Here is a 25541-nt window from a genome sequence, read left to right as displayed (position 1 = left end):
CAGACACCAGATAGCTGGCCGCCAGCGGCGACAGATTCATCGCCGCAGCCACCTCGGCCCTGGTCTGGTCAAACCCATCGATCTCGGCATGCTCCACCCGGCCCCCAACCCGCTCGGCCGCAGCCACCCGATCCCGCAACAACGCCGCCACCGCCGCCATCCGCCGCGCCACCAACATCGACTCCTGCCGATAGGTCGCCTCCACCTCGGCCACCAACGCGGCCGGACCCAGCTCCAGCAACGATTCGAACATACGTGCGAGTGTAACCGTGCCCACTGACACGCCCACAACTACGCCAAATGCCTAGGTCGCCGTGCGCGTCGGCCACATAATGCGAGGAAGCACAACCGCGCGTCCCGGCTGCGGCAGATCAGGCCGTCGCAGGAAGACCGACAGAACCGCAGCGCAGAGACCGACGGTTCCGGCGATGCAGAACGCCGCGCGATACCCCCAGGTATCGACCAGCACCGAACCCAGGCCGGCACCGATCAATCCGGAAACCATCTTCGAGCTGTAGACCAGGCCGTAGTTGGCGGCATTGTTGTTCTCACCAAAGTAGTCAGCGGTCATCGCCGCAAACAGCGGATAAACCGCCCCGCCGCCGAAGCCGGAGACCATCGACGCCAGAAGGAACAGCGGCAGATTGTCCATGGAGCCGGCAAGGTAGACCGCGTACTGGGCCAGCCCAAGCACCACGCACACGAAGACCAGCGTCTCGCGGCGCCCATAGCGGTCCGAGATCCAACCGATCACCCCGCGTCCGGTGCCGTTGATGAACGCGTTGAGGCTCATGGCAAGCGCTACGACGCCACCGGCAAAACCGACGTCCTTGCCGAAGGGCACCTGCATGGCGATCCCGAAAATGTTGATGCCCGCGGTGCACAGGAGGACGACCCACATCAGCGGCAGGATGCCCGTCTTAATCGCCTCCATGGGCGTGTACTGGGTGACCGCCGGTGGATTCTTGCGCAGCGAACGGCCTATCCGCGCGTCGTCGGTTACCCCGAGCGGATCGATGTGCGGTGGCCACCAGTTCTTCGGCGGGTCTTTGAAGAAGACGCCGCTCAGCGCAACGGATCCGGCCAGGAAAATCCCGACCACCAGCAGGACGCCCCGGTAATTGCCCAAGTCGAGATAGTTCGCAAATAGAAAGATGAAAGGCATTGACCCGTAAGCGAATCCGCTGTCGACAAAGCCCGTTTTGCCGCCCTTGCGTTCGGGGTACCACTTGCCGACCATGGTGATGCAAGTGGCATAGACCAGACCGGCTCCGCCGCCGCCGAACAACCCGAAGCCCACATACGCCAGGGCGACGTGCGGGGCGTACGCCAGCGATAGGTATCCCGATAGCGCCCCAACAGCGCCGAGCATCATCGCCGTACGAGCCGGCAACCGTCCGCTTTCACGCAGCCGGCCCGCCGGGAACGCCACTGCGGCCTGGAAGAGGACCCACACCCCCAGCAGCCAGAAAATGTGCGCGCCACGCCAGCCGTGTGCTGCCGACAGCGTGTCCCGCGCCGAGGTAAAGGCATATTCGGATGAGCTGATGGCCATCATCGAAATCCACGGAAGCCATACCATCCACACGCGGGAGCGCCCCAAGATGTCGCGATCGGTCTCCCCGATGCGATACACCCGGCCGTTCCCGTCTACCACATCCTGGTAGCTCGCTTGCGCTGGCGCATTCATGCGTGCCGAACCCCTTCGAATCAGTGGAGGTTGACGACTATTGCGCTCACGCCGGTGTGATCAATTAATTGCGACTGCAATAGTAGCGGTAGGAACCCTTTTTTACGAACTCCAGCTGCTTTACACTATTTCGATAATTTGTAATGCAGAGGGGGCCGGTGTCAGAGCAGCTCGCTAGCCGTGCCGTCACGCTGACTCGCTTGACCACACATCTGGGGCGTGGCCTGCGACGAGTCGCAACCGATGCCGCCCTGCGCGGCGCCAGAGCGTTTCCCCGCCGAATCCAGGATCTCGACGCGGCCACACTGTCGCGAATAATGGGCCGCACGGTGTCGCCAGTGGAAATCATCGGCGATACCAGCGGCACCACAACCCGCGCCCGGCTGGCGCTGCGCGGCGACGGCGTGCCCGATTCGGCATTCGTCAAAATGACAGCGCTGACGACGGCGACGCGACTGATCGGCGAGCTGGGCCGGCTGGGCGAGACTGAAATCCGGTTCTACCGGCAGTTGTCGCCCCAGCTGGACACCGGGGTGCCGACGCACCCCATGCGCGACGTCGCCTACACGCTCGTCACCAGCATGACCACCGGGGACCGGCAAGACTGCCAGCGCGAGTTACTGGACATCTATCGGCGCGCCCTGGCCGCTTGCGGCGGTCCCGACCTTGAGCACGAACACCTTTGGCTGCGCTACCGACAAGCCGCCGCCTACACATACGTCGCCGCTACGATCACCGCCGGACTGGGCGGCATGCAGACCGAGGACATCGCGCTGGCGGGGTTGCGGCTGGCGGTTGCGGCACTCGCCGACCTGGAAACCGCGGCCGCCCTACGAAAGGTGTTGTGACACATGAGTTTGGTAGCCGGACGCGGTCCGCTCAGCAGCGATCCCGCCGGATGGTTCACTCCCGCGATACCGGACGACGTGGTCTATATCGAGCCGCATCCGCGCCGCATCCAGGCCTTTCGGGACGGCCGGCTGATGATCGACACCGAACGGGCGCTGCTGGTACACCGACGAAACCAGCCACTCAGCTATGTATTTCCGGACGGCACGGTCGCCGGCTTACCGGCCGAGCCGGAGCCAGACGCGCCCGGATACGTCCGGGTGCCGTGGGATGCCGTGGACACCTGGTTCGAGGAAGGGCGCAAACTCGTGCACTACCCACCCAACCCGTATCACCGCGTGGACTGTCGCCCGACCAAGCGGCGGCTACGGGTCAGCGTCGGCACCACAGTGCTGGTCGATACCGACGACACCGTCATCGTATTCGAAACCGCCTTGGCGCCACGGCTTTATGTAAACCCCGCGCACGTGCGCACCGACCTGTTGAGACGTAGCGACACCGAAAGTTACTGCAACTACAAAGGCGTAGCGACATACTGGTCTGCGACCGTCACAGGAAACGAAGACATCGCCTGGAGCTACGATGATCCGCTACCGGAAAGTTTTGCAATCAAAGGGTTTTTGAGCTTCGTCACCGAGCGCGTTCAGGTGCAGAGCGAGCTGCCATAGCTGGGGCGTCCCAACCCGAGCGCGTGCTGGGCGATCATGTTGCGGAAAACCTCCAGGGTGCCGCCGTAGATCCCCATCGGCAGCGCCAGCCGGAAGAGGTATTCCGCCGCGCCTGCTCCGACGGAACCGGCGGCATCGGTAGGCAAAGCGGACTGCGGCCCAACGATATCCATCAATTCCCCGGAGATATCGCGCATTGTCTGCCCTATCGCTACCCTGCCGAACATCCCGGGAGTCGACAGCGCCGCCTCCATCCGCGCGACGCTGCGCCCCAGCCGGTACTTGACCGACTCGTCAGCAACCTCCCCCGCCAGCCCGGCAACCGCGTCCACCGCCTCAGCCATCAACATGCCGTGACCGGACATCGCCGCAATGTCGCGCAGGCCATCGTCTTCCGCGTCGACGAGGCCGTGCTCGGCATCCAGCGCGGCGCGCATCACCGTCCAGCCGTCGTTCACCTCGCCGATCCGGTAGAGATCGTCGACGCGCACGTCGCTGTAGTAGACGATGTTGGTGCGGTCGCCGTCCAGCGTCCGGATGGGCTGTATCGCGATGCCCGCCGAATCCAGCGGCACCAGGAACATGGTCAGGTTCCGGTGTTTGCGCCCTTGCGGATCGGTGTTGGTGAGCAGAAATACATACTGCGCGTTCTGCGCATTAGAGGTGAACATCTTGGCGCCGTTGATAATCCACGCCGAGCCGTCCCGTACCGCCCGCGTCTTGCAGGTGGCCACATCGGAGCCGCCATCGGGCTCGGTATACCCCAGGCACAGCCGGATCTCTCCGGACAACACGCCGGGCAGCACCGCACTCGCCAACTCCGCAGCCGCGAACTGCTCTACCAGGCGCGCCACCATAGACGTGGTCCCCCAGTGATACCAGGGCGTGTGGGCCCGGGCGATCTCCAGGGCGAAGATGCGCCGGCGCACGGCATCGAACCCGCCCTCGGACTCGAGTTTCCAATCCCCGGCCAGATATCCGGCCGAGCCCAGCGCCACATGCACGCCCTCGTCGAAGTTCTCACCGAACTCCCGATCCCGGCGGCGCACCTCGTCGGTGACATGTTCGGTCACGAACGCACGGGTCTGTTCGAGGAATTCCTTGTCCTCGGCAGAAATTTCGACCCGTGCGAAGTCCATTTAGATAACGTCCAATACCGATGCCCGGAACCGGTCGATGCTCTCCAGCGCGTGCGCCAGGCTGTCACCTGCGAGGCTGACCTGCACCCAGGTAACCCCAACCGCCGCAAGCTTTTCCAGACCGGAAAGATAGGCGTCCGCATTGAATGCGTCGCCGGCCGGGCTGCCGCCCTCGAAGTTGGTGAAGGTGATGTCGATGCCCGACCAGTCCTTGCCGGCCGCGTCACATCGCCCTCGCAAGTCGTCGATGCCCGCCACCAGACCATCCACCGAATCGATGACGGCAGTGCCCGCAGTGCGCGCCAGACCAGCCGGTGCGGGGAACGGGCACCAGCCGTCGCCGTGGTCAGCGACCCGCTGGCGCGCGGCGCCCGTGTTGCCCCCTATCCAAATCGGCGGATGCGGCCGCGAAACGGGCAGCGGGTGGGCAGTGATCCCGTGGGCGCTGAAATGCCTTCCCTCATAAGTCATGTCGTCGGTGGTCCACACCGCCCGAATGACCGCCAACGCTTCCTCGAACAACTCGGCACGCTCGTCATAGTCGACCCCCAGCGCGGCGAATTCCCGCTTGAGGTAACCCACACCCACCGCAAGGGTGAAGCGCCCACCGGACAGCAAATCCAATGTCGCGCCGGACTTGGCCACCACGAACGGGTTTCGATAGGGCAGCACCACGATATTGGGAATCAACCGCAAAGATGTGGTTCGTGCCGCCGCAAAGCCCAGCGCCACAAAGGGATCCAGCGCGTCATGCCCGCCGGCGTCCAGCCAGCGCTGCGACGGGGCCGGATGGTCGGTGAAGCCGAACCCGTCGAACCCGGCCGCCTCGGCCGCGGCTGCCACCGTCGCTATGCCGGATCCACTCACCAGTTCCGGGTTGTACGGATGGGTGTGCATCGGGTGAGTTATGGTGAAGCGCATGGCATTTGGGACTTAGAACCGCGACCGGGCGTCGATCGCCGAGTCGGTGGTGCGCAGTGGCCGGATCAGCGCCTCCTGGGCAAACGATGCCAGCAGCTCGCCCTCTTGCGTGTGCACCGTGCCGCGCACATACGACATGCCGGCGCCTACCTGAGTGCTCTCGTGCGTGTAGAGCAGCCACCCGTCCCAGCGCACCGGCTCGTGGAAGGCGACCGAGATCGTCATCGGCGCGGTGGACACCGTCAGATGAGCCTGGCTGGTACCGATGCCGGCATGTGCCCGCATCGTGGTCGAAATCCCAAGGTGCCCAGTGAAATATGCCAGCAGCGCCTTGCCCAAGTCGGCACGGACGGGAATGGGGTCGTAATGCAGCCACGCGTACAACTCCGGCGGGCCCACCTCGTCGGGGCTGTTGACGTCGACCACGTCGACGAGCCGCAGCTCGCGGCCGCGCATCGGCATCTCCGACGGGTGAGCCTCCTCAGGCGGGGCAACATCGGGGCGCGGCAGGTGATGGCGGATCACATCACCCGACGGCACGTCGGCCAGCACCGTCACACTCAGACAGCGCCGCCCGTTCTGCTGCACGCCGACGACAGCCGTGGCGGTCGACCGCCCCTCGTGCACCACATCGATCACGAACTCCACCGGCGGCCCGACGGTGACGGCGCGGGAGAATACCGCGTGCGCCGAGCGCACCGACTTGCCCTGGAATCGCTGAGCCACCGCGACAATCGCCTGCGCCAGAACCTGCGTGCCCTCCACGACCTGCCGCTCGTCCTGACCCGCCAGACCGGTGCCGGCGGTGAACCGATCGGGCCCGTCGGCGCGCACTTCGAATAGTTCGAGTAGGCCCTCGACAGACCACTGGGCCTGCTCAGATTCCGTGGTCACACGGCCCAGCGTGACATTTTGCACAAGATTTGTAAAGCGAGAGCGCAACCGCGCCCGCGTTGACAGCAACGCCCGAAATGCGTGACACTTTTGCGGTGATTTGTAAAGGCACAATGACCCCGACGCCATTGGCCGACGACTTCTGCTTCGGCGAGGGTCCGCGCTGGTTCGAGGGACTGCTGTGGTTCTCCGACATGCTCGGCGAAGCCGTGCACACCTCGGACATGCGCGGCTCGCTGACCACCCTCCCGCTGCCCGGCCACTCCCCGTCCGGTCTGGGCTTTCGGCCCGACGGGTCGCTGCTGATCGCCTCGGCCGAAGACCGGCTGGTGCTGCGCTACGACGGCGAGAGCGTGGTCACCATAGCCAACCTGCAGACGCTGGCACCGGCCAATCTCGGTGACATGGTCATCGACCACGCCGGGCGCGCCTACATCGGCTCCCAGGCATTCAGCGGCGGCGTGATCATCCGCCTCGATCCCGACGACACCGCCGCCGTGGTCGCCGAGGACCTCGACTTTCCCAACGGGATGGCGATCACACCGGATCGCCGGACCTTGATCGTCGCCGAGTCCATGGCCCGCCGGCTGACCGCCTTCACCATCGAGGACGACGGCGCGCTCGCCGATCGCCGGGTCTTCGCCGACGGCCTGGACGGCCCGCCCGACGGCATCGCGCTGGATGCCGAAGGCGGCGTGTGGACGTCGATGACGCTGGCCCACCAGTTCGAGCGGATCACCGAGGGCGGCGAAGTCACCGACCGGATCGACATGGGTGACCGGGTCGCCATCGCCTGCACGCTGGGCGGCCCCGAGCGCCGCACGTTGTTCCTGCTGTCCAGCACCGACGCCTACCCCAAGCGCCTGATCGGCACCAAGCTCTCCCGGCTGGACGCCGTGCTCGTCGAAGCCCCGGGCGCGGGGCTGCCGTAATGACGGACTCCTATTACGAACTGATCGATGACGCCGACGCACGCGGCGAGAAGTTCCGGGCCACCGACCTGGCCCGCGGCACCTGGTCGGCCGCGATACAACACGGTGGGCCGGTGTCGGCGCTGCTGGTCCGCGCCCTGGAACGGTGCGAGCGGCGCGACGACACCCGGCTCAGCCGGGTGGTGATCGACCTATTGGGGCCGGTGCCCGTCGAGGGTGACCTCTGGGTGGGCCCGCGATTGGAACGCGGCGGCAAACAGATCGAGCTGGTGGCCGCCGAGATGCTGGCGCTGGGTCCCGACGGGCAACCACGGCCGGTGGCCCGGGCCAGCGGCTGGCGGTTGCAGCAGCTGGACACCGAGGCCATCGCCCACGCTGCCGCGCCACCACCGCGGCCCCTGGCCGAGGCGCGTGACCGCAACCTCAAAGCCCGAATGTGGGACCGCAACTACGTGCACAGCCTCGAGTGGCTCTGGCTCACCGAACCGCTGACCCCGGGTCCGGGCGAATCCTGGATCAAGCCGACCGTCGACCTGGTCAGCGGCGAGAGAATGACGCAGCTGGAACGGCTGTTCGCGGTGGCCGATTGCGCCAACGGCATCGGCAGCAAGCTGGACATCACCAAGTGGACCTTCCTCAACACCGACCTGGCCGTGCACGTGTTCCGCATTCCCGAAGGTGATTGGATCGGTATTCGAGCAGAAACCAGCTACGGTCCCGACGGCATCGGGGCGACGGTTGGCACGCTTTACGACGAGCAGGGGGCGGTGGGCGCCATCCAGCAATCCGTGCTGGTGCGCCCCCGTCCGGGGAGACAGACATGAGCCAACCGGCGCAGGCGACAGACGCAGCCGACGACACCTCGACTCGCCGGCGGATCCTCGGGGCCACGGCGGAGGTGTTGGCCCGCAGCGGCAAGACCAAGCTCAGCCTCTCCGAGGTCGCCACCCAGGCCGGCGTGTCCCGCCCCACGCTCTACCGCTGGTTTGCCTCCAAAGAGGAGTTGCTGTCGGCGTTTTCGAGCTACGAGCGCCAGGTCTTCGAAATCGGACTGGCGAAGGCAACCGCTGGCCTCAAGGGTGTGGACCGGCTCGATGCGGCGTTGCGGTTCATCGTCGACTACCAGTACTCGTACTCGGGCGTGCGGATGGTCGACATCGAACCCGAACATGTCCTGGCGCAGATGTCCGGAGCCATCCCGGAGATGCGCGAGGGCCTGCAGCGGCTACTGCCGGGCCCCAATGCCGCGGTCAAAGCGGCAACGGTGATCCGAATCGCCATCTCGCACTACGTGGTTCGCAGCGACGACGCCGAGCAGTTCCTGGCCCAGTTGCGCCACGCGGTCGGGATCAAGGGGACGGACTGAACAGCACCGCGGCATTGAGGAACCCCGTCGGATCCAGCGCCGCCTTGATTGTCCGCATCGCGGCAATGTCGGCCGGATCCCGGGACATGCCCAGGTAAGGCCGTTTCAGAGTGCCGACGCCGTGCTCGGAGCTGACGTTGCCGCCGTAGCCGGCGATCAATGCCATCATCTGCGGGTATAAATTCGCCTCCCGCTCCAGCGGGAAACGCAACACGTTGAGGTGCAGGTTGCCCTCGCCGACGTGGCCGAACAGCACCGGCAGCGCGTCGGCGACGTGCGCCAGCACCAATTCGACTGCGTCCCTGGCGAATTCGGCGATACCAGCCAGCGGCAGGGAGATGTCGAACTTCAGCGGCGGACCATAGCGGCCCAGCGTCTCGGCCAGCGATTCACGCACCCGCCAAAGCCGTTGCTGCGCAGCAACATCCACCCCCACTGCGGGCTCCCCGCACAAGTCCACACCGTCGAGCAGCTCCGCTAGCCGTTCGGTCTGATCGTGATCGGCGGCAAGTTCCACCAACAGCAGCCAGTCACCCGGCACCGGCCGCTCTCCGGTCAACAACGCTGCCCGGCCGTCGACCAACTCCAGCGCGGCAATGCCATCGACGTCGCGGAACACCCGGCCGGCCTCGACCAGCGCCGAGAGATCGGCGAAGCCGCACACCGCCGTCACCCGGTGCGACGGCGCCCGGTGCAGCCGCAGATCCAGCGCGGTGATGACACCGAGGGTGCCTTCGGCGCCGACGAACAGCGCCGGCAGGTCATAGCCGGTGTTGTCGCGTCGCACCGGGCTGTGCCGGTGCAGCAGCGAACCGTCGGGCAGCGCCACATCCAGCCCGACGACCTGTTCGGCCATGTTGCCGTAGCGCACCGTGCGCAATCCGCCGGCGTTTGTCGACGCCATGCCGCCGACGGTCGCACTGTCGCGGGCCGACAAGTCCACCCCGAACAGCAGGCCGGCCACGGCAGCCGCGTGCTGCACGGCAGCCAAGGTGGCACCCGCGTCCACCGCGACCCGCCGTTCGACACGATCGACATCGCTTACCGCACATAGCCTTTCGGTGGACAGCAGCACGTCGTCGTGCTCCGGTACCGTGCCGGCCACCAGCGACGTGCGCCCGCCTTGCACGGTGACGAACGCCCCCGCGTCGCGGCATACCCGCAACACCTGCGCAACCTGATCCGCGGTACCGGGGCGCACCAGCGCGCTGGCCCGCCCCCGATAGCGGCCGGTGTGGTCGATGCTGCGGGCGGCCAGCACATCGGCGTCGGTGACGACGTGGTTCGAACCGACCACATCCGCCAGACTGCGCAGCATGTTCGCGGTTATAGCACCGCCTTAGAACTGCTTGTGCGGCACGTCGGTTACCAGCCCGCCGTCCATGATGAACTCACTGCCGGTCGCATACGACGCGTCATCGCTGGCCAGGAAAACCACGAAGGTGGACACCTCCCGCGCTTCGGCGGGGCGGCCCAGCGGAATGGTGACCATGTCCTCGGGCAGGTGCGCGGTCATCGGGGTGCGGATGAAGCCGGGATGCAGCGAGTTCACCCGGATGTTCAGCGGCGCCAACTCCAACGCCGCCGACTTGGTGATGCCGCGAACCGCCCACTTCGACGCCACGTACGGATGCACCATCGGCGCGCCACGGATGCCCTCGATCGAGGACACGTTGATGATCGACCCGCCGCCGGCCTCGGTCATCGGGTCGACGGCCACCCGCATGCCCAGGAAGGTCCCGGTCAGGTTGACGTCAATCACCTTCTGCCACTTGTCCATCCGGAACTCCCGCAGCGGTCCGGCGGCGACGATGCCGGCGTTGTTCACCAGCACGTCGAGCTTGCCGAACTCGCCGGTGGCCGTCGCTACCGCGGCTTCCCACTGCTCGAGCTGCGTCACGTCCAGGTGCACATAGCGCGCCGCGCCACCGATTTCACGGGCAAGGGCTTCGCCCTCCTCGTCGAGAATGTCACCGATCACCACCTTGGCGCCTTCGGCCACCAGCTGGCGTGCGTGTTCGGCGCCCATCCCGCGGGCACCGCCGCTGATCAGTGCAACTTTCCCGGCTACCCGGCCCATGCAGCGCGCTCCTTTCGGTTAGGTGGTCACCAAATCGTTTGGCGCGTATAGGCCTCTCCCGGTGACCAGCGGCAGGTCCAGCGTGGTTCTGATGCCCGGCGGCGCGGCGATCACCGCCGGTATGGCGTTGACTATCCGGCCCGCCGCGCCGACGATCGCCGCGTGGTTGTGGTCGCCCTTGCGGCTGCTCGGCACGATGTCCACCGCGTAGGACGGCTCGCCGGTGATCTCGACTCGGTAGGAGCCGCCGCCGACGGCGGGCTGCGGCCAGTCCGGCCTCAGGTCGGGGCGCAGCCGGGTGATGTGCTCGATGACGATGGCCGGCCGCCCGTTGAGCATGCCGCGGATCTCGAACTGCAGGGCGGCTTGGGTGCCCTTGGCCACGGGTCCCACCGCGATGTCGAAGTCTTCCGGTGCCGGTTCACGTTGAATCGACTGGGTGATCTCGTCGACGTCGATGCCCAGTCCGGCCGCCAACTGACGGATCGCCGTCCCCCAGGCGAAGGTCAACACGCCCGGTTGCAACAACATCGGCACCTCGTCCAACGGCCTGCCGAACCCCATGTAGGACATGACCTCTGCGCCGTCGTAGGACGCGTAGTCGGCGATCTCCATACAGCGCACCCGTTCGATGCGCTGACAGGTACCGGCCAGCGCGAACGGAATCAGGTCGTTGATGAACCCCGGATCCACGCCGTTGACGAAAATACTCGAATTGCCCTGTTGGGCAGCGTCTTCCACCCGCGCAATGTACTTCTCCGGCATGACGCCCCAGGGGTATTGCAGCAGTCCGGGCGAGGACCCCACCACGTTGACACCGGCCGCCAGAATGCGCATGACGTCGCGCATCGCGTCGGGCAGCCGGGTGTCGCCCATCGCGCAGTACACGACGCATTCGGGCCGGGTCGCCAGGACGGCATCAAGGTCGTTCACCGCCTTGACGCCGGTGATTACGTCCACCCCGCACAGCTCGCCGGCATCGCGGCCGACCTTTTCCGGCGTGGACACGCACAGACCGGTCAATTCGAACGCGGGATTGGTGAGGAGTTCAATAAGGGCCAGTCGCCCGACATTTCCGGTGCCGACATGAGCGACGCGGATCGCCATGGGTGTTCTCCGTCCCGGTGTGCAACGCTGCAACGTTTCTAGACACTAGTCCACAATTTGCGAGGCCAGCCGGGCAGGCAGAATTGGCGATATGGCACAGCGTGCGGACGTTTCGTTCAGCTCCGGCCCGGCGTCGGGTAGCAACCGGATCAGCGCCTGGCTTTACCGGCCCACCGGCGAGGACGACGTGCCGTTGCTGGTGATGGCGCACGGCCTCGGGGCGGTGCGCACCATGCGGTTGGATGCCTACGCCGAACGGTTCAGCGCAGCCGGCTATGCCTGCCTGGTGTTCGATTACCGCAATTTCGGCGACAGCGAGGGCGAGCCGCGCCAACTGCTCGACATCCGGATGCAGCTGGCCGACTGGGCCGCCGCCGTCGCCTACGCACACACGCTGCCCGGCATAGATCACAGCCGAATTGCCGTGTGGGGCACCTCTTTTGGTGGCGGCCACGTGATCACCACCGCCGCCCGAGTGCCGGGCATTGCCGCCGCCATCGCGCAGTGCCCCTTCACCGACGGCATCGCGTCACTGCGTGCCATCAACCCGGTGACGGTCGCCCGCCTCACCGCGGCGGCGGTGCGCGATCTCGTCGGCGCGAGGGCGGGAAGGCCCCCGTTGCTGATAGCCACCGCCGGAAAGCCCGGCGAGCTTGCGGCCATGACCGCACCCGATGCGTACCCGGGTTACCTGAGCCTGGTGCCGGCAGACGCGCAGCTGCGCAACGAGATCGCCGCGCGCATCGCGCTGCAGGTCGCCATCTACCGCCCCGGCCGCGACGCCAAGCAGGTTTCCTGCCCAATCCTGTTCTGCGTGTGCGAGAACGACTCGGTGGCACCGGCCGGCCCGACTCTGCGGTATGCGGCCCAGGCTCCGCGGGGCGAAGTCAAGAGATATCCCGAAGGTCATTTCGACATCTACCTCGATGACGCCTTCGAGCGGGTGATCGCCGACCAGATCAGCTTCCTCGACAAACATCTGAAACCGGCGCCGGCCAAGGGCGCCTGAGAAGGTTGCCCAAACGCCGGACGTACCAGCAAGGCGAGCTCTACTCTCGGTAAATACCTAATACCCGCGGTAGCGGGTCGGGGAAGGACTGGGGAGATGTCGCAGGTGCTGGTTGCCCCTGTGCTATTGGCTTCCGCCGCCGGTGATGTGGACGGAATTTCATCGGCACTCCGCGCGGCCAATGCTGCCGCCGCCGCGCCGACATCCTCGCTAGTGGCCGCGGCCGGCGACGAGATATCGGCCGCCACCGCCGCATTGTTCAACGGCTACGCCCAGGAGTACCAGGCGGTGCTCAAGTGGGCGGGCGCATTTGAGGTCGAGTTCGCCCAGGCGTTGGCCGCCGCGGCCGGCAGCTACAACCAAGCCGAGGCCGCAGCCGGCGCGGCCCTGGCCGGCGCGTCGAATGCGGTGAACGCACCGATTCAGTCTTTGTTGGGCCAAGCCGCAACGGGCGGCAGTCCGATCGCTGCCGCGACGACCGCGCTGATCATGGGCGGCACCGCCAACCCGCTGCCGGACCTCTTCTACATCGCCGACGTCAACACCAACTACATCCAAAAGCTTTTCGCCGGGGCCATCCCCAAGGGCCTGTTCACGCCCGAGCAGTTCTGGCCGGTCACTCCCGACCTGGGCAACATGACTTACAACCAGTCCACCGCCAAAGGCGTTGCGTTACTTGACGCCGCGATCAAGCACCAGATTGTCGATCTCGGCAACAAGGTGGTCGGGTTCGGCTATTCGCAGAGCGCCTCGATCGTCAACAACGAAATCCTGGCGCTCATGGCGGCCGGCTCGCCCTACCAGGGCGACCTTTCCTTCATCATGGCCGCGGCCGGCAACAACCCCAACGGTGGTCTGCTGGCGCGTTTCCCGGGCTTCTACATCCCGTTCCTGGACGTGCCGTTCAATGGCGCGACTCCGGCGAACAACCCTTACCCGACCCAGATCTTCACCGCCCAGTACGACGGCATCGCCCACACCCCGCAGTACCCGCTGCACATCCTGTCCGACATCAACGCCGTCATGGGCTACTTCTACGTGCACCCGAACTACCCGACTTTCCCGGCCACCGACGCGGTGCACCTGCCGACCTCACCCGGTTACACCGGCAACACGCAGTACTACATGTTCTTGACTCAGGACCTGCCGCTGCTGCAGCCGATCCGGAACATCCCGTACGCCGGCCCCCCGATAGCGGACCTGTTCCAGCCGCAACTACGGGTGCTGGTCGACATGGGCTACTCGGATTACGGCTATGCGGACCTGCCCACTCCGGCCGGCCTGCTGTCGATTCCCAACCCGATCAACGTCGGCTATTACCTGATCAAGGGCACCTTGCAGGCGCCGTATGCCGCCGCGGTGGAGATCGGGGTGGAGGCCGGATTCTGGGGGCCAGAGTGGTTCCCGGACACCTATCCGTGGGTTCCCTCGCTCAACCCCGGACTGAACATCTACCTCGGACCGTCCCTAAGCCAACCCCCGGTGACCGCATTGTCGCTGCTCAGCGGCGGGCTCGGCGACGTGCTGCACATCATTCCGCCCATCCTCAACTGACGCAGCTGCGAGTCCGAGGATTGGAAAATGCCGGGTCTCCCGGCCGGCGCGCACTATGCTTTGGAGGCTTTGGAGCCCCCGCGTCGAACAGGAGATTAGATGTCCTACGTGCTGGCGGCCCCCGAGACGTTGGCGACGGCGGCCGCAGACATCGACGGGATCAGCTCGGCGATCCGCGCGGCCAGCGCGTCGGCCGCGGCCCCGACGGCAGGATTGCTGGCGGCCGCCGCCGATGAGGTGTCGGCCGCCACAGCGGCGCTGTTCAGCGACTACGCGCTCGAGTATCAAGAGGTCCTCAAGCTGGCGACGGCGTTCCACGGCGAATTCACCCAACTGCTCGCTGCCGCCGGCGCCGCCTACACGCAGGCCGAGACCGCCGCTGCCGCCTTGTTGTCCGGCGGCATTCTGTCGGGCGGCACCGCGGCCGGCGTCGCCAGCGGCACGACGGCTTCCATGCCGACGCTCTCGGGGAACCCCATAACGACGTTGATGATGGGCGGCACCGGTCAGCCCATATTCACCGATCGCATCTTGGCCATCATTGACAACGCATACATCCGGCCGCTATTCGGGCCCAACAATCCGATTGCCCAATACACGCCCGAACAGTGGTGGCCGTTTATCGGGAATCTGACGCTCGACCAGTCAATTGCCCAAGGTGTCACGCTGCTGAACAACGGAATCAATGCGCAACTGGCAAGCGGGCATGACGTAGTCGTTTTCGGCTATTCGCAAAGCGCCTCGGTGGCCACGCATGAGATACGCGCTCTGATGGCGCTACCGGCCGGCCAAGCGCCAGATCCAAGCCGACTGGCATTCACGTTGATCGGCGATATCAACAACCCCAACGGCGGCATCCTGGAGCGCTACGCCGGCCTGTACATCCCGTTCCTGGATATGTCATTCACAGGTGCCACTCCGTCGAATTCGCCTTACCAGACCTACATTTACACCGGCCAGTACGACGGGTATGCGCACAATCCGCAGTACCCGCTGAATTTCTTGGCGGATTTCAACGCCTTCCTGGGCATCAACGCGGTGCACAACGCATACCCATTCACCGCGGCCGAAGTTGCCAATGCCATTCCTTTGCCTACCTCTCCGGGGTACGCCGGCAACACCCACTACTACATGTTCTTGACCCAGAACCTGCCGCTGCTGGGCCCCCTGCGCGCCATCCCATTGCTTGGGTCGCCCATCGCCGAGCTGATTCAGCCCGACCTACGCGTATTGGTTGACCTGGGCTACGGGTACGGCTACGCCGATGTGCCCACCCCGGCCAGTCTGTTGCCGCCGATCAACCCCTTCGCGGTGGCCTCCGCCCTGGTGAACGGGACAGTGCAAGGCCCCCAAGCCGCCTTGGTCGACCTCGGATTGCTACCTCAGTCCTCGTTGCCCACCGCGTATCCGTATCTTCCGTCGACGAATCCGGGCCTGATGTTCAACTTCGGCCAGTCGAGTGTGACGGGGCTGTCGTTGCTCAGCGAAGCCATCGGGTCCGTCACGCGATGGATTCCGCCGATCAACTGAGCTTCGAGTTGGGTTACGGCCCCAGCGGGGACGTGGTGCGGATCGCTTCGTCACGAATCAGCCCGCGCAGCAAGGCGGTGCTGAACTCGGCCGCGATCTCCTTGGCTGACCGCCGCCCGCTCGGCCGCAGCCAGCGGTAGCTGCCAAGCGTCATGCCGATGTAGCCGAGTGCCACCACATGCGAGTCGCACTCGTAGAACTCCCCGCTGGCGATGCCGCGATCGATCAGGCCGTGCACGTGTTCGTAGACCTGCTGTTCCTTCTCGCGGACCTCGGCAACCTGGTCGGTGGTGAACCACTCGGTGATGTAGGGCTGCTCCTGGAAATAGACTGCGGCCCGTTCGGGATTGCCGGCGATACCGGTGAGCAGCCGGACGGTGTACTGGTACAGCGCTTCGCGGGCCGTCCAGGTCGGGTCGTCATGCACCGCGGCCAGGGTGCCCTCGGCGGCCTGGCGGTAGATGTCGAACAGGATCAGGGCCTTGCTGGCGTAGTAGTGGTAGACCGTCGCCTTGTTCAGCCCGATCACATCGGCGACGTCATCCATCCGGGTGCCGTGATAGCCGCGCGCCGCGAACAGCTTCGTCGCGACGGCCAACAGCTCCTCACGGCGCGAAAGCCCGGATTCGGATGGCATGGGTACTCACTATCGTCGCTCAGACCGATTATCAATCAACTGGTTGGACAGTTTAGGCAAGGCGCGCGCTGGGTGTTGCACCGGCGCAGGTGCGACTAGACTCGCGGAAGAACGAAAGGTGGCCTGATGGATCCGAGCCCGGACTACGACTTTTCCGACGAGATCGAATGGTTCATGAGGTATGTGCCGTGGGGTCTGCGCGGCGTCGAGGACGGCAACGGATACCCGCCGCCGGCCTACCCGCCCGTCTAGGCCCTGCCAAATCCGATCGTGTCGACCCGCTTCGCCCGGCTCCGCCGCGCTCGCGATCGCCACTAAAGCGCCTTGAGTTCCTCGGCGACCTCGGTTACCGATTTCTTCGCGTCCCCGAACAGCATGGTGGTGCCCTCCCCGTAGAACAGCGGGTTGTCGATGCCTGCGAACCCGGAGTTCATCGACCGCTTCAGCACGATCACTGATTTTGCCTTGTCCACGTTGAGGATTGGCATGCCGTAGATCGGGCTGGATGCGTCGTTGCGGGCCGCCGGGTTGGTGACGTCGTTGGCGCCGATGACGATCGCGACGTCGGTGCGGGCGAACTCGTCGTTGATGTCGTCCATGTCCTTCATGGCGTCGTAGTCGACCTCGGCCTCGGCCAGCAGCACGTTCATGTGCCCGGGCATCCGGCCGGCGACCGGGTGGATGGCGTACTTCACCGCCACGCCCTTGTCCTCGAGCAGTGAAGCCATGTCCTTGACCGCGTGCTGAGCCTGGGCGACGGCCAGGCCGTAGCCAGGCACCACGATCACCTGGTTGGCGTAGGCCATCTGGATCGCGGCGTCGGCGGCCGAGGTGGCCTTGACGTGCTTGTCGCCGGCGTCACCGCCGCTGGGCGCCACGCCGCCACCGCCGAAACCACCCGCGACGATCGCCGGGATGGAGCGGTTCATCGCCTTGGCCATCAGGTTGGTCAGGATCGAACCGGATGCGCCGACGATCATGCCGGCCACGATCATGGCGGTGTTGTTCAATGCGAGGCCCGCTGCCGCGGCCGACAGGCCGGTCATGGCGTTCAGCAACGAGATGACCACCGGCATGTCGGCGCCACCGATCGGCAGCACCACCATCAGGCCCAGTACGCCGGCGGCGGCCAGCAGGCCGATCATCCACCACAGCGACACTCCGCCGCTGCCGGGATGCGCGTCCAGGCCGATCACCACCGCGGCCACCACGGCCCCGGCCAGCAGCAGCACGTTGATCGGCTGCTGAGCCCTGCCGAAGCCGATCGGCGCTCCGGAAATGATCTCCTGCAGCTTGCCGAATGCGATGATCGAACCCCAAAACGAGATCGACCCGATGATCGCGGCGAACAACGAGGCCACCACGATGTGCACGGTGGGCGACTCGCCGTGCTGGAACGCCGAAAAGCCGCTGGTCTCGATGAACTCCGCAAGGGCGATGAGCGCGACCGTCCCGCCGCCCACGCCGTTGAAGAACGCCACCAGCTGCGGCATGGCGGTCATCTTCGTCAGCCGGGCCGGCGGCACGCCCAACACGACACCGACCACCAGGCCGGCGATGATCAACACCCACTGGTCGGTGTGCCGGATTTTGATCAGGGTTGCTGCGACGGCCAGCGTCATGCCCACCGCGGCGATCAGGTTGCCGCGCACGGCGGTCTTGGGCCCGGTCAGGCCCATCAAGCCGTAGATGAACAGCGCGAAAGAGATGATGTAGAGGCCGATCACCAAGTAGTTCATTTGGCCGCCTCTTCAGATTTGGCCGCGGCAGGCAGCGCCTTCTTCTTGCCCTTGAACATGCCCAGCATGCGGTCGGTGACGATGAAGCCGCCGATCACGTTCAGCGTGCCGAACACCGTCGCAACGAACAGGATGATCTGCACCGCGAGCGAGGGGTGCTCGACCGTGCCGAACACCACCAGCGCGCCGAGTACGACGATGCCGTGGATGGCGTTGGTGCCTGACATCAGCGGAGTGTGCAGCGTGTTGGGCACCTTGGAGATCACCGCGAACCCGACGAACCCGGACAGCACCAGGATCGCCAGGTTGGCGAGAAGTTCGTCGTACATTTCTATGCTTTCTGTTCGCGGGTAACGCACGATTCGGCGATGACCTCGTCGTCGAAGTCCGGCGCCAACTTGCCGTCCTTGATCAGCAGGTCGAGCAGCGCGGTGATGTTCTTGCTGTAGAGCTCGCTGGCGTGCTCCGGCATCGTCGCGGGCAGGTTCAGCGGCGAGGCGATCGTCACGTCGTGCTTGACGACGGTCTGCCCCGGCTCGGTGAGCTCGCAGTTGCCGCCGGTCTCGCCGGCCAGGTCCACCACCACGCTGCCTGGCTTCATGGCTTCCACCGCTGCGGCAGTCACCAGCTTTGGCGCCGGGCGTCCCGGCACCAATGCCGTGGTGATCACCACATCGAAGCCGCTGATGGCCTTCTCGAGGGCCGCTTGCTGCTGCGCACGTTCCTCGTCGGTCAATTCGCGGGCGTACCCGCCTTCGCCGGCCGCGTCGATCCCGACGTCCAGCCATTGCGCCCCCACCGAACGCACCTGGTCGGCCACCTCCGGACGCACGTCATATCCGGTGGTCCTGCCACCCAGGCGTTTGGCGGTCGCCAGTGCCTGCAGCCCGGCCACTCCGACGCCGAGCACCAGGACGGTCGCCGGCTTCACCGTGCCGGCCGCCGTCGTCAGCATCGGAAAGAACCGCGTCGATTCCGACGCCGCCAACAAGACGGCCTTGTAGCCCGAGACGTTGGCCTGTGACGACAGCGCATCCATCACCTGGGCCCGCGAGATCCGCGGGATCGCCTCCAGCGCGAAGGCCTGCACACCGGCTGCTTTGAGCGCGCCGATCGAGTTCTCGGCGTTGCGCGGTGCCAGGAAGCCGATCAGCGTTTGCCCGCTGCGCAGCCGGCTCACCTCGTCCTTGGTGGGCGGAGCGACCTTGACCACGATGTCGGCGTCCCACGCGTCTCCGATGGTGGCCCCGGCAGCGGTGTACAGCTCGTCGGGAAGCAGCGCCCCCTCGCCGGCGCCGGCCTCGACCACGACCGCCACCCCGCTGTTGACCAGGGACGAAACAGCCTTCGGTACCAGCGCAACACGCCGCTCGTCGGGCCCGGACTCGGCCACCACCCCGACCCTGGTGGCGTGGGTCTGCGGATCTGTCATGGCGCGTACATCTACTTTCCTACCTGACCGGAACTTGACCGGCCGTTACCAGAGGGGCAATTCCCGGCCGTGCTCCGTTGCTGGACGGGGTCCGAAGTGTCGTCGCTCGGTCTCGGCGATCGGCACATCATTGATACTTGCTTCGCGGCGTGACATTAACCCGGTCGGGGTGAATTCCCAAAGTTCGTTGCCATAACTGCGGTACCACTGGCCCGTGTGATCACGGCATTCGTACTGGAACCGAACGGCAATTCGGTTGTCATGGAAGTCCCAGAGGCTCTTGCGCAGCGAGTAATCGAGTTCACGCCGCCACTTGCGAGTAAGAAATGCCACTATTTGGTCTCTGCCGACGATGTGCTCGGCACGGTTTCGCCAGTGCGAGTCGAGCGTGTAGGCCCTGCTCACCCGCTCGGGGTCGCAGGTGTTCCAGGCGTCCTCCGCCGCCTGCACTTTCTGTATCGCGGTTTCGAGAGTGAACGGCGGGAACGGTGGCTTGGATTCGGTCATGAGGTTCATCGTCCGCCCGGCGCGGCCGGCGCATCTCGAGACTCGCTTCGTCGAGACATAAGCCTGGCACACCCGCAACGGCGTGTCGTGTGCCTCTTGTATGTGTCGCGCCGCCACAGCGCCCCCGCCACAGCGACGCCGACCTCAGAAGAAGCCGCACAGGACGTCGCCTATCGTGGCGGACATGGACTTTGCGATGTCGCCCAAGGCCATCGACTATCACCAACGGCTGTCCGACTTCATGACGGAATACGTATTCCCCGCGGAGGCCGAATACGACAAGTACCGCAAGCAGGCCGGCCCGAACGACCACACCGTGCCGCCAGTTATCGAGGAACTGAAAACCAAGGCCAAAGCGGCCGGACTGTGGAACCTGTTCCTGCCGGCCGAGTCGGGCCTGACCAACCTGGAATACGCGCCGCTGGCCGAGCTCACCGGCTGGAGCCTGGAGCTCGCGCCGGAGGCTCTCAACTGCGCGGCGCCCGACACCGGCAACATGGAAACCCTGCATCTGTTCGCCACCGAGCAGCAACGCAAGCAGTGGCTCGAGCCGTTGCTCAACGGCGAGATCCGCAGCGCCTTCTCGATGACCGAGCCCGCGGTCGCCAGCAGCGACGCCCGCAACATCGAGACCTCCATCGTCCGCGACGGCGGCGACTATGTGATCAACGGCCGCAAGTGGTGGACCTCGGGTGCATCCGACCCGCGCTGCAAAATCCTGATCGTGATGGGCCGCACCAACCCCGAAGCGGCCAGCCACCAACAGCAGTCCATGGTGCTGGTGCCGATAGACACGCCCGGCGTGACCGTAATCCGCTCGACGACCGTCTTCGGTTACCAAGACCAGCCCGGCCATTGCGAGATCACCTACGACAACGTCCGCGTGCCGGTCACCAACCTGCTCGGCGAGGAGGGCGGCGGCTTCGCGATCGCGCAGGCCCGGCTGGGGCCAGGCCGCATCCATCACTGCATGCGTGCACTCGGCGGGGCCGAACGCGCGCTGGCCCACCTGGTGCACCGGGCACAAAATCGGGTGGCGTTCGCCCGGCCACTGGCCGAGCAGGGCGTGGTGCGCGAAGCAATTGCCAAGTCCCGCAACGAGATCGACCAGGCCAGACTGCTCTGCGAGAAGGCGGCGTGGACCATCGACCAGCACGGCAACAAGGCCGCACATGTACTGGTTTCGCAGATCAAAGCCGTCGCTCCCCGAGTTGCCTGCGATGTCATCGACCGCGCCATCCAGGTGCACGGCGCGGCCGGCGTCAGCGAGGACACCCCGCTGGCCCGAATGTACGGCTGGCATCGGGCCATGCGGATCTTCGACGGACCCGACGAGGTGCACATGCGAACCATCGCGCGTGCCGAGATCGGCGGCGAGAAATCCGCTTTCGCGGCGGCGGTCACCTGACATGCCGGTCCGGGATTTGCCGGGCGCGTGGAATTTTCGTGACGTTGCCGACGGTGCCGCCGCGCTGCGACCCGGACGCCTGTTCCGGTCCAGCGAACTGAGTCGTCTCGACGACGACGGCCGCGCAATCTTGCGCCGGCTGGGCATCACCGACGTCGCCGACCTGCGGGCGGCCCGCGAGGTCGCCCGGCGCGGACCGGGACGGGTTCCCGACGGCGTCGACATCCACCTGTTGCCGTTCCCGGACCTCGGCGACGATGAGGCGAACGCCGACGATGAAGCTCCGCACGAAACGGCATTCCGGCGACTCCTCACCAGCGACGGATCCGACGAGGCCGACGAGTCCGAGGAAGCCATCAATGACGCCGCCGCGCGCTATATGACCGACGAATACCGCCAATTTCCCACCCGCAACGGCGCACAACGCGCCGTGCATCGGGTATTCACACTGCTGGCGGCGGGGCGCCCGGTGCTCACCCACTGTTTCGCCGGCAAGGATCGCACCGGCTTCGTGGTGGCCACCGTGCTGGAGGCGGTCGGCGTGGAACGCGACCTCATCGTCGCCGACTACCTACGCAGCAACGACGCGGTGCCCGAACTGCGAACCCGGATCTCGGACATGATTCAGCAGCGGTCCGACACTGAACTGACGCCGGAGGTGTTGACGTTCACCAAGGCCCGGCTCTCCGACGGGGTACTAGGCGTTCGCGCTGACTATCTGGCAGCGGCGTGGCAGACCATCGACGAAAGCTACGGATCGCTGGAGAACTATTTGCGAGACGCGGGTGTCACCCACGCTGACGTGGACCGACTACGCGCTGCGCTGCTGGTCTGAGGCCCGCCGGCGCCGCGGATGTGCACATCAGTTATTCGCTGACGACCCACGGGGCCTTCTGCATATAGATTTCAATCACTTTCGGTAGTTAGCCTTACTGCCGCGGCCGTAGATCGGCGCGGACGCCACTTGCCTTGCAGTGCTGAATCTGCTGCGCCGCAATGCAACTCACCCAGTATCTACATGGCAGGAAGGAGACCAGCCCGATGATCGAAGAGACATTGCAGGACGTCGACCTTGTTGAGAGGGTGCGCGCGGTTCTGCCTTCCATCGCCGCACGAGCAGCCGAAACCGAATCGCTGCGCCGCGTCCCCGTCGAAAACGTCGACGAGTTACGCGCCGCCGGTTATCTGAGCGCGCTGGTTCCCGCCAAGTACGGCGGCCAGGAGCTCAGCCTGACCGAAGTCGGCACAGCCACCCGCTTACTGGCGAGCGCGTGTCCGTCGACCGCGTGGGCCATGGGTCTGCTGATGTTGCACTGCCACCCCATCGCGAACTTCAGCGGGGAGTTGCAGCACGAGATCTGGGGCAGCGGGGACGAACCCCTGATCTGCTCTTCTGTTGCGCCAGTGGGTAAGACCACCAGAACCAAGGGCGGCATTCGGCTGAGCGGTCGGTTCAGCTTTTCCAGCGGATGCGAGCATGCGAGCTGGGCGATCCTGGGCTTCTCACTGCCCAACGCCAACGGCGACGCCGAGCCCCACTTCGCGGTGGTGCCTCGGCAGGACTACTCCATCGAGGACGTTTGGTTCGCAATGGGATTGAGAGGTAGCGGCAGCCAGGACCTCGTGGTCGAGGACGCGTTCGTTCCGCACCATCGCTACGAGAAGATGTGGTTGCTGAACACCGGCCAGGCCAGCGGATTCGCCACCAACCCGGCCCCGGTGTATCGGTTGCCGTTCGCACCGGTGAATTCGTTGGCGTTTCCCGCTGTGGTCCTCGGCGCCGCCGAGGCCCTGCGCGATCTGTATCGGGACCGGATCAGGACCCGAGTTCGGTCGTACACCGGAGCAAAGGTGGTGGAGTCATCTTCGGCGCTCATGCGGCTGGCCGAGTCCAGCCACGAATTGGATGCCGCGGCCCGGATTCTGGACGGCCACTGGTCGGAGATGGACGCACGTTCGCTATCCCCTGACATCGCCGGTATGGACCAATGGGTCACTTGGCGTACCGGACAGACTTATGCCACTCGGCTGGCCGTACGTGCCGCTGATCGCCTGTTCGAGGCCGCCGGCGGCAGCGCGATCCGCGATGACAACCCCATGCAACGGTACTGGCGCGATATCCACACCGCGGCATCCCACGCGTACTGCGATTACGACGTCGCCGCCCAGATGTTCGGATCCTACTTGGCCCAAGTGGCGCCGCCGGCCGGCGTCTTTTAAGAACATATGGGGTCGGCCCAAAGGCCAGACACAAACGCGAAATCCCTTTAGGCTCCAACGAGTACCGGCTTGACGGGCCAACATCCGGGCCCGTCGCCAGGAGGGATTGGGCGTTGTCGTACGTGTTCGTACAGCCACCGTTACTGTCCGCGGCGGCTACGGAGTTGGCAGGCATCGGCTCGGCGCTCAGCGAAGCGACTGCGGCCGCGGCGGCTCCGACGACGGGGATCGCGGCGGCCGCCGCCGACGAAGTCTCGACGGCCCTGGCGAATATGTTCGGCGCCTTCGGCCAGGAGTACCAGGCCATCAGCGCACAACTTTCCTCGTTCTACGCCGACTTGACCCAGCGGCTGACCGCGACCGCCAATCTTTATATCAATAGCGAGGCCATCAATATCGCGACCCTGGTACAGGGCGTAACACAAGACCTTTATACGCCGACGTCGCCAACCGCCGTGCCGCCGGTATTCAACGACAAGGTCGCTATTGCCATGGGTGGCACCGGAATGATGATTCCGACACCCACTTACCTCAAGGGTGTCACCGACCTATACATTCACCACCTGTTCCCGGGCCTTGCGGTGAAACCGCTGAATACTCCCGAGCAGTTGTATCCCATCACCGGGGTGAAATCGCTGCCCTTCGTTACCTCGGTGCGGGAGGGCGTGCAGATTCTCGACACGGCGATCTGGCAAGAGCTGCATGCCGGAAACCACGTCACTGTGTTCGGCTATTCACAGAGCGCCGTGCTGGCTTCGCTGGAAATAGAGCATTTCCTTTCATTGGGCCCGAATAAGCCGGACCCCAGCATGATTAATTTCATTTTCACCGGCAATGAGATGAATCCGAATGGCGGCATCCTTGCCCGCATACCCGGTCTTAACATAACCACTGTCGGGCTGCCGTTCTACGGGGCGACTCCGGACAATCCGTATCAGATTACGACCTACACGATTGAATATGACGGTTTCGCCGATTTCCCGCGGTACCCATTGAACATCGTGTCCGACATCAATGCCATCTTCGGCATACTGACCGTGCACACCACGTATCCGAGCCTCACCCCCGAGCAGATCGCGTCCGCCACACTTTTGCCCACACAAGGTCCGACGAACAGCACGTACTACATGATCAGCCACCCACATTTACCGTTGCTGGATCCGCTGCGGGCCATCCCCGTCATCGGAAATCCGCTTGCCGCACTCATCGAGCCGGATTTGAAGGTGTTCGTCAATCTGGGCTACGGCGACCCGAACTTCGGCTATTCGACGAGCCCCGCCAATGTACCGACACCCTTCGGCCTCTTCCCCGACGTCCCGCCGCACGTCATCGGCGACGCTCTGTACCGGGGAACCCATCAGGGAATCAACGACTTTATGGCGACCCTGCCGATCGCGCTGACCACGCCGCCCACCATGCCGACGCTCGCCTTCCCGCCATATATCGACACGATCATGCCGCCGCCACCCATTCCTTCGCCGCCCACGCTGCAAAACGTCATCGGCGTCCTCGCCTCCGCGGCTTCCACCGGCTACTCGGTGTTGCTTCCAACAGCGGATCTGGCCGTGGCCATGGTCACCATTCTTCCGGCATACAACGCCAATCTGTTCGTGAGCTCGCTGCTGCAGGGGAATCTGAAAGCTGCGATCGAGCTCCCGCTGGCGGCCACCTTTGGATTGGGAGCCCTGGCCGGAATGATCGAATTCATCGCGGTTGTCGAAGCGACGGCCGAAATCATTCAGGATTTGCAAAGCCTCGGCCTGTAATCCAAAGCCTGATTCCCTAACGCGCACGGGCGATTTCGCCGTACCGCCTATCGGGCGGAAGGCACCCATCTAGGCGTAGCCATACCGGGCCCC

The 25541-nt window shown here is 65.3% G+C and carries 26 protein-coding genes; 13 read left to right on the top strand and 13 right to left on the bottom strand.

Going from position 1 to position 25541, the window contains the following annotated elements; all coding sequences use genetic code 11:
- Together BST12_RS22425 and BST12_RS22420 are read right to left on the bottom strand one after the other, a co-directional pair.
- Positions 1-253, bottom strand: a 253-nt coding sequence (locus BST12_RS22425) for a DUF222 domain-containing protein (RefSeq protein WP_139801844.1), incomplete at its 3' end; no start/stop codon positions are given.
- A gap of 51 nt (positions 254-304) precedes the next feature.
- Positions 305-1690, bottom strand: a complete 1386-nt coding sequence (locus BST12_RS22420; RefSeq protein WP_083115457.1) for an OFA family MFS transporter — start codon at positions 1688-1690, stop codon at positions 305-307.
- 143 nt (positions 1691-1833) lie between these two features.
- Between BST12_RS22420 and BST12_RS22415 the strand changes: the two genes are divergently transcribed.
- A complete protein-coding gene (locus tag BST12_RS22415) occupies positions 1834-2538 on the top strand; it encodes a hypothetical protein (RefSeq protein ID WP_083115456.1) in 705 nt (234 codons plus the stop codon).
- A gap of 3 nt (positions 2539-2541) precedes the next feature.
- The gene (locus BST12_RS22410; RefSeq protein WP_083115455.1) at positions 2542-3207 is read left to right on the top strand and encodes a DUF427 domain-containing protein; all 666 of its coding nucleotides are present in this window, start codon (positions 2542-2544) and stop codon (positions 3205-3207) included.
- Here the strand turns inward: BST12_RS22410 and BST12_RS22405 are convergent.
- Genes BST12_RS22405 through BST12_RS22395 form a run of 3 tightly spaced genes read right to left on the bottom strand, consistent with a single transcriptional unit; the run spans position 3183 to position 6161 of the window.
- The gene (locus BST12_RS22405; protein WP_083115454.1) at positions 3183-4346 is read right to left on the bottom strand and encodes an acyl-CoA dehydrogenase family protein; all 1164 of its coding nucleotides are present in this window, start codon (positions 4344-4346) and stop codon (positions 3183-3185) included. The genes BST12_RS22410 and BST12_RS22405 overlap by 25 nt on opposite strands.
- Positions 4347-5267, bottom strand: coding sequence for an LLM class F420-dependent oxidoreductase (locus BST12_RS22400; RefSeq protein WP_083115453.1), 921 nt, complete (start codon positions 5265-5267; stop codon positions 4347-4349). It lies immediately after the preceding gene.
- Between the two features lie 12 nt (positions 5268-5279).
- Positions 5280-6161 (bottom strand): acyl-CoA thioesterase, encoded by an 882-nt coding sequence (locus tag BST12_RS22395; protein ID WP_372511051.1) that lies wholly within the window; start codon positions 6159-6161, stop codon positions 5280-5282.
- Between the two features lie 113 nt (positions 6162-6274).
- Here BST12_RS22395 and BST12_RS22390 point away from each other — a divergent pair, with 113 nt between their 5' ends.
- The 3 genes from BST12_RS22390 to BST12_RS22380 are packed head-to-tail and all read left to right on the top strand — an operon-like array spanning position 6275 to position 8459.
- Positions 6275-7093: an SMP-30/gluconolactonase/LRE family protein gene (locus tag BST12_RS22390; protein ID WP_083115452.1), complete on the top strand. Its 819-nt coding sequence runs from the start codon at positions 6275-6277 to the stop codon at positions 7091-7093.
- Positions 7093-7917: a thioesterase family protein gene (locus BST12_RS22385; protein ID WP_083115451.1), complete on the top strand. Its 825-nt coding sequence runs from the start codon at positions 7093-7095 to the stop codon at positions 7915-7917. Before BST12_RS22390 ends, BST12_RS22385 begins: the two co-directional genes overlap by 1 nt.
- A complete protein-coding gene (locus BST12_RS22380) occupies positions 7914-8459 on the top strand; it encodes a TetR/AcrR family transcriptional regulator (protein WP_083115450.1) in 546 nt (181 codons plus the stop codon). The genes BST12_RS22385 and BST12_RS22380 overlap by 4 nt, the downstream gene beginning before the upstream one ends.
- On the opposite strand, the gene BST12_RS22375 is transcribed toward BST12_RS22380, so the two are convergent.
- Genes BST12_RS22375 through BST12_RS22365 form a run of 3 tightly spaced genes read right to left on the bottom strand, consistent with a single transcriptional unit; the run spans position 8443 to position 11646 of the window.
- Complete coding sequence (locus tag BST12_RS22375) at positions 8443-9777, bottom strand: FAD-binding oxidoreductase (RefSeq protein ID WP_083115449.1); 1335 nt, start codon at positions 9775-9777, stop codon at positions 8443-8445. The genes BST12_RS22380 and BST12_RS22375 overlap by 17 nt on opposite strands.
- Positions 9778-9798: 21 nt before the next feature.
- A complete protein-coding gene (locus BST12_RS22370; protein WP_083115448.1) occupies positions 9799-10539 on the bottom strand; it encodes a glucose 1-dehydrogenase in 741 nt (246 codons plus the stop codon).
- An 18-nt stretch (positions 10540-10557) separates the two neighbouring features.
- Entirely contained in the window at positions 10558-11646 is a 1089-nt protein-coding gene (locus BST12_RS22365; protein ID WP_083115447.1) for an NAD(P)H-dependent amine dehydrogenase family protein, read from the bottom strand.
- 91 nt (positions 11647-11737) lie between these two features.
- On the opposite strand from BST12_RS22365, the gene BST12_RS22360 reads away from it, so the two are divergent.
- The 3 genes from BST12_RS22360 to BST12_RS22350 all read left to right on the top strand — a co-directional run bounded on the left by BST12_RS22360 (position 11738) and on the right by BST12_RS22350 (position 15739).
- The gene (locus BST12_RS22360; protein WP_083115446.1) at positions 11738-12655 is read left to right on the top strand and encodes an alpha/beta hydrolase; all 918 of its coding nucleotides are present in this window, start codon (positions 11738-11740) and stop codon (positions 12653-12655) included.
- A gap of 96 nt (positions 12656-12751) precedes the next feature.
- On the top strand, positions 12752-14209 hold the full coding sequence (locus BST12_RS22355) for a PE family protein (RefSeq protein WP_083115445.1): 1458 nt from the start codon (positions 12752-12754) through the stop codon (positions 14207-14209).
- Positions 14210-14308: 99 nt separating this feature from the next.
- On the top strand, positions 14309-15739 hold the full coding sequence (locus BST12_RS22350; RefSeq protein ID WP_083115444.1) for a PE family protein: 1431 nt from the start codon (positions 14309-14311) through the stop codon (positions 15737-15739).
- Between the two features lie 13 nt (positions 15740-15752).
- Here the strand turns inward: BST12_RS22350 and BST12_RS22345 are convergent, their stop codons facing one another.
- Entirely contained in the window at positions 15753-16376 is a 624-nt protein-coding gene (locus BST12_RS22345) for a TetR/AcrR family transcriptional regulator (protein ID WP_083115443.1), read from the bottom strand.
- A gap of 123 nt (positions 16377-16499) precedes the next feature.
- Between BST12_RS22345 and BST12_RS31095 the strand changes: the two genes are divergently transcribed.
- The gene (locus BST12_RS31095; RefSeq protein ID WP_211281338.1) at positions 16500-16628 is read left to right on the top strand and encodes a hypothetical protein; all 129 of its coding nucleotides are present in this window, start codon (positions 16500-16502) and stop codon (positions 16626-16628) included.
- Positions 16629-16690: 62 nt separating this feature from the next.
- On the opposite strand, the gene BST12_RS22340 is transcribed toward BST12_RS31095, so the two are convergent.
- From BST12_RS22340 to BST12_RS22325, 4 genes are read right to left on the bottom strand one after another with little or no spacing between them, the layout of a single operon-like run.
- Positions 16691-18115, bottom strand: a complete 1425-nt coding sequence (locus BST12_RS22340; RefSeq protein WP_083115442.1) for an NAD(P)(+) transhydrogenase (Re/Si-specific) subunit beta — start codon at positions 18113-18115, stop codon at positions 16691-16693.
- Entirely contained in the window at positions 18112-18444 is a 333-nt protein-coding gene (locus BST12_RS22335) for an NAD(P) transhydrogenase subunit alpha part 2 (protein WP_083115441.1), read from the bottom strand. Before BST12_RS22335 ends, BST12_RS22340 begins: the two co-directional genes overlap by 4 nt.
- Before the next feature lie 2 nt (positions 18445-18446).
- Positions 18447-19547: a Re/Si-specific NAD(P)(+) transhydrogenase subunit alpha gene (locus BST12_RS22330; protein ID WP_083115440.1), complete on the bottom strand. Its 1101-nt coding sequence runs from the start codon at positions 19545-19547 to the stop codon at positions 18447-18449.
- Positions 19548-19592: 45 nt separating this feature from the next.
- Entirely contained in the window at positions 19593-20054 is a 462-nt protein-coding gene (locus BST12_RS22325) for a nuclear transport factor 2 family protein (protein WP_083115462.1), read from the bottom strand.
- Between the two features lie 196 nt (positions 20055-20250).
- Between BST12_RS22325 and BST12_RS22320 the strand changes: the two genes are divergently transcribed.
- The 4 genes from BST12_RS22320 (at position 20251) to BST12_RS22305 (ending at position 25448) form a co-directional block, all read left to right on the top strand.
- Positions 20251-21462 carry an acyl-CoA dehydrogenase family protein gene (locus BST12_RS22320; RefSeq protein ID WP_139801847.1) on the top strand — a complete coding sequence of 404 codons (1212 nt, stop codon included), beginning with the start codon at positions 20251-20253 and terminating at the stop codon, positions 21460-21462.
- 1 nt (position 21463) lies between these two features.
- Entirely contained in the window at positions 21464-22297 is an 834-nt protein-coding gene (locus tag BST12_RS22315; RefSeq protein WP_083115438.1) for a tyrosine-protein phosphatase, read from the top strand.
- Positions 22298-22503: 206 nt separating this feature from the next.
- Positions 22504-23682: an acyl-CoA dehydrogenase family protein gene (locus BST12_RS22310; RefSeq protein ID WP_083115461.1), complete on the top strand. Its 1179-nt coding sequence runs from the start codon at positions 22504-22506 to the stop codon at positions 23680-23682.
- Between the two features lie 122 nt (positions 23683-23804).
- On the top strand, positions 23805-25448 hold the full coding sequence (locus tag BST12_RS22305; protein ID WP_264062757.1) for a PE family protein: 1644 nt from the start codon (positions 23805-23807) through the stop codon (positions 25446-25448).
- The last annotated feature ends 93 nt before the right edge of the window (positions 25449-25541 follow it).

Origin of the sequence: Mycobacterium angelicum, from assembly GCF_002086155.1 — a bacterium.
Taxonomy (GTDB): Bacteria; Actinomycetota; Actinomycetes; order Mycobacteriales; family Mycobacteriaceae; genus Mycobacterium; species Mycobacterium angelicum.
This window is presented reverse-complemented; position numbering and strand designations above follow the sequence as displayed.